2 protein-coding genes are annotated in these 4,834 nt (G+C 65.0%); one reads left to right on the forward strand and one right to left on the reverse strand.

The annotated features are described in order from the left end of the window. Positions 1-396: 396 nt before the first annotated feature. Positions 397-1,371, forward strand: a complete 975-nt coding sequence (locus VFW45_16695) for a hypothetical protein (GenBank protein ID HEU5182427.1) — start codon at positions 397-399, stop codon at positions 1,369-1,371. A 57-nt stretch (positions 1,372-1,428) separates the two neighbouring features. Here VFW45_16695 and VFW45_16700 read toward each other — a convergent pair whose 3' ends face one another. Beyond that, positions 1,429-4,107, reverse strand: coding sequence for a protein kinase (locus VFW45_16700; GenBank protein HEU5182428.1), 2,679 nt, complete (start codon positions 4,105-4,107; stop codon positions 1,429-1,431). Positions 4,108-4,834 lie beyond the last annotated feature (727 nt).

Consider the following 4,834-nt stretch of genomic DNA (forward strand, 5'->3'; position numbering starts at 1 on the left):
GCGGGATGGCCGGACGGGGGCGTTTGAAGGACAGGATGTGACCCATGGGAAATACTGCGAAAGCAATAAACGCGCGAACACTAGCGCATTTACTTCAAAATCGCGCGAGAGCCACCAGTCCCCCCGGCCGTCACAATTGAAGCTCTCCTAGTTGTTGCTGCAGCGCGGCGATGGATTTGGCCTCGCCCCCGAAGCGCTAGCGGGACTCCCGTCCCTTCGCGCCGTTTGGGGGCGGGTTGCAGGCCGGCGCTGTGCAGGCTCCGCGCCGCTCGACGCGCCGGCATTGACAAGGATGGCAGCCAGGCGTATCCAGAAGGTGCTTCGTTCAACGACATGACAGGCCTTCCCCCCGGGCTCCATCGAGCTGCGGGGAACTGCGCTTGGCCTGGAGGGATCATGACTCACTGGACTCGTGACAAGTCTCGCCATCTCGCTGGTTTCAGCCGCGCCGCGCGTCATCTATCCATGCTCGCAATCCTGCTGTCGGCGATTGCTCTTGCGGCTCGACCGGCAATGGCCCAATGCGAGGATACCGACCGTGACGGTCGGTACGACATCTTCGAAGACCTCAATCACAATGGAATCCTGGATGGCTGCCTGAACGACCCCAACACCGGCCAACCCTTCTGCTTCCCGCCGTGGGGCGCTCCCGCTCCCTGGGATCCAACCATCATTGGTTATGGCGAAGATGCCGACCTGGACGGCCGTCTCACGCCGCCCTGGGGTTGCGAAGGGTCGCAGCGAGAGGACCTGAACTGCAACGGCCTGCTGGACTTCGAAAGTGATGTGAATTCTAACGGAATTGTCGATCCGAGCGAGGATGTTGGGATTCCCTGCGGCAATCCCGAGCTATGTCCCGACGGATTCCTTCCTGGCACGAGGTTCAACGGCCGGTTCGACTCCGAGGACAAGAACGGGAACTGGATGCTGGATACATTGCCTGGGTCCGGCAATACTTCTTTTCCCTTCTGGGTCGATGCCAACCATGACGGCATCCGGCAACTCGGTGAATTCCAGTCTCCACCTTGCGAACTGGCTGACTCCGATGGAGACGGAGTGCCGGATGAGTCCGACAACTGTCCTGGCGCATCGAATGCAGACCAATCGGACCGGGATGGAGACGGCCTGGGTGATGTCTGTGATCCATTTCCTGGCGATCAGAACAATCTTCAAGCCTGTCTCGATGATCGGGCTCACTTACAGACAAGCTTGAGCGAAGGGCAGCGGGGTCTTGCGGAAATCCAGAGACTTCTAGCGCTTCCCTTCGGCCAGCGGGCCTCCCGATTCACCTGTAGCGGGGTACTGTGCCCCCAGATCATGGCCGTCATCCGGCAGCTGCTGGATCCCGCCGGCCAGAATCAGCCGAAATGAAATCCCACGAGCCAGGGAGCAGGCAGTAGGCAGGATCGCAGCGAGAAGTGCATCGGCTCAATGCTTGAGGACTGCAGGCCACTCGAGGATGACGCGGAGGTCGCGCTCGGGCGGCGGGCCCGTGGTCACCAGAAAGCGCTCGCCGTCGGCGGTGACGTCGCCTCCCGTCGTCCCCTCGGGACCGGTCATCAGGGGCCGAGGGACGCCGGGCTCGAGCTCCGTGCCCAGCTTGATCGGCACGGACATGACGGTGTCGCCCTTGGCGTACAGGAGCTCCTTGCCGCCCCTGGTCCACCCTGGATTGGTTCCTCCATCGACGGAGATGCGCATCTTGTGGCCGGGCACCGGGAAAGACTGGACGTAGATCTCGGGATCCCCCGATTCATCGCTCTGGTAGACCAACCAGCGGCCATCCGGTGAAAGCTTCGCCCCCAGCTCATGTCCCGGGCTGGCCAGGTAGACCTCGGACTTCCCGCCCTCCTCGAGAGACCGGGTCCACAGATCCCAGGTGTTGTTCGCGCCCAGGACGCCGATGATCAGGGTTTTGCCGTCCGGCGTGACGTCCCACACATTCTTGAACTGGGCGTCGGTCGTGGGGACCAGCTCCGGCTCGCCCGTGCCGGAAGCGCTGCCGACGTAGATTTCGGCCCGGCCGCTCTGGTTGGAAGAGAAGGCCAGACGCCGGCTGTCCTTGAACCAGACGACGTTCGACTCTTTCGAGAAGGTAGGGGCGAAGCGAGTGGGAATGAAGCGCACCAAGTCGATCAGCCAGATGTCGGACTCGTTCATCACGGCTGCCATCCGCTGGTCGGGAGAGAGCGCGAACATCCTCCAGGACCCGGGAGGAAGCGGCACCGTGCCGCGGGCTGCGCCGCTGCGGTCGAGCCACTCCAATCGCCTCGTGACGGCGCCGCTGCGCAGGAAAACCAGCCGCCGGTTGCCCGAGGCGGAGACCACGGGCTCGGCGTCGAGGTTGGTGCGGGGCGGCGCGTCGGCGATGGCCACGGCCGCGCCGCTGGTCTCCAGCCGTCCGGCGTCGAAGGGCTGGGCCAGGATCTTCCCCTCCCGCCTGAAGAGGAGATAGCCGGGCTCGGCATAGACGGCCGCAGAGTCGGCGTTGAGGATCTTCTTCGCGGTTTTCGATTTCAGCGACCCGGCGAAGATCTCCATGCCGTCCGGCCCGCCCGGAAGCGCCACATAGACGAAATGCTCTCCGTCCGACAGGAAGGAAGGAAATCGATGGGAAGTCTGGTGCCGGGCCGCGTCGAGCTCGGTAACCTGGGTGGGCTGGCCTCCGGCCGCCGGGACGGCGTAGAGGGGACCTTCGGGCGCCGGCGCGAAGACAATCTGATCCTGGCTGCCCCAGGAGGCGCCGCGGGCCCACTTCACGTTGCAGATCTTGGTGGGCTCGCCTCCTCCCGCGGGGATCTTGTTGAGCTTGCCGGCGACAGTGGCGTAGCCGAGGTAGCGGCTGTCGGGAGACCAGAACACCGCCCCACCTATGAACGCCCCCGAACCCGGCCCCGTAGTGGGGTTCTCGATTTCCGGCAGGGGCGTCGCCGTTTCGGATCCGAGTGCCCGCAAGTAGATGCAGGCCTGGTCCTCTCTTTCGGCGGCGAAGAACACCTTGCGGCCGTCCGGCGAGATGCCCATGACGGACGAAAAGGGGCTGAGGTTCGTGCCGGCCGGCGGCACGATCGAGAGCTGGAAGGCTTCGTCCTCTGTAGTAGTGCTCAGGTGGATGACGAGCATGACGGCCGCGGCCGCCAGACCCAGAGCGCCCACCATCCAGGCGATCAGCTCGCGGCCCCGGCGGCGCGCCGCGACGGGGGCCGGCACGCCGGCCTGCGAGCCGGCATCGCGGATCCATTCGAGCTGCAGCCGGACGTCGTGTGCGGTCTGAATGCGCTCCTCGGGATCCTTGGCCAGGCAGGCCTTGACCAGGCGCTCCAGGGCGGGCGGCGTCAACGGCACGATCCCGGTCATGGGCGGCGGCTCGGAGTTCATGATGGCGCCGATGAGCGACGCCTGCCCCTTGCCGGCGAAGGCCTTGTGACCGGTGGCCATCTCGTAGAGGACACAGCCCAGGGCCCACAGGTCGCTGCGCGCGTCGGCCTCGCCGCCTTCCATCTGCTCCGGGGACATGTACTGGAAGGTGCCGAGGATCGAGCCCTGGGCGGTGAGAGGCTGCGCCACGGTGGGCGAGTGGGTCATGGTGGCCAGAGTGGCGCCGCTGCCGCCGATCGGGGTGCCGCCCGGTCCCGTCGCGCGCGCCAGGCCGAAATCCATCAGCTTGGCGCCCGCGCGGGTCAGCATGATGTTGGCCGGCTTGAGGTCGCGATGCACCACGCCGGCGCGGTGCGCCCGGTCCAGCGCGTCGGCGATCTGGATGCCGATGCGCAGCACGTCGGGCATCGGAAGGGCGCTGCGCTCCAGGCGCGAGGCAAGAGTCTCCCCTTCCACCAGCTCCATGACCAGGTAGTCGACGCCCCCTTCCTGGCCGACGTCGTGCAGCGTGCAGATGTGCGGGTGGTTGAGGCTGGAGACGGTGCGGGCCTCGCGCTCGAAGCGGGCGCGCACCTCCGGCGATTCGCTGAGGTGCTGCGGCAGGACTTTCACCGCGACCTCGCGGCCGAGACGCGTGTCCTTGGCCCGGTAGACTTCGCCCATGCCGCCGGCGCCCAGCGGGCCGACGATCTCGTAGGGGCCGAGACGCGTGCCCGGTGCGAGGCTCATGGCGTCACCGCGGCTTCGGCAGCGAGGGCCAGCTGGTGGACGCCGGTCAGGCGCTCGATGCGGTAGTGGCCGAGACTTTGTCCGGGGTGGGCGGGCATGGCTCTCCGGGAGACGGGTCTGGCCGCGGGGGGGTGCGGCCGGGACGGCATTATAAGGTAGCCATCTCATAGGGCGCGACCGGCCAGGGCCGACTCGCGTCCGAACCCGGGGCTTTGGGAGCCTGGAGGTCTGGGTGTCTTCACCGGATTTTGAAGTAAATGCGCTAGTGTTCACTCATTTATTGTTTTCGGCATATTTCGACCTTTCGCGGATTCGTTCCAAAGCTTTCGTTCGCAGCCATTGCAAAGCTGTCGGCGGCACAACTCGAACCCGGGAATGGGAAACAACTCCAGGTGATCGCTGCGACCGTTCTACGGTCGAAAAGGATCGCTTGTGGTGTCGAGCTTCAAAATTCGAAGTCCAGCGTTCGTTACGAACGATGGAGTCCGGCTTCGACCACAAGACACTTTTTCGTTCGCACCGGAGCCGCTCCAACGCAAGCGGGTCAGTCACACGCGCCTTGGATGCACAACACCAGTTACAGGCGGCGGGATGGCCGGACGGGGGCGTTTGAAGGACAGGATGTGACCCATGGGAAATACTGCGAAAGCAATAAACGCGCGAACACTAGCGCATTTACTTCAAAATCGCGCGAGAGCCACCAGTCCCCCCGGCCGTCACAATTGAA

The sequence above is a fragment of the Candidatus Polarisedimenticolia bacterium genome (genome assembly GCA_035764505.1).
Lineage (GTDB): Bacteria > Acidobacteriota > Polarisedimenticolia > Gp22-AA2 > AA152 > AA152.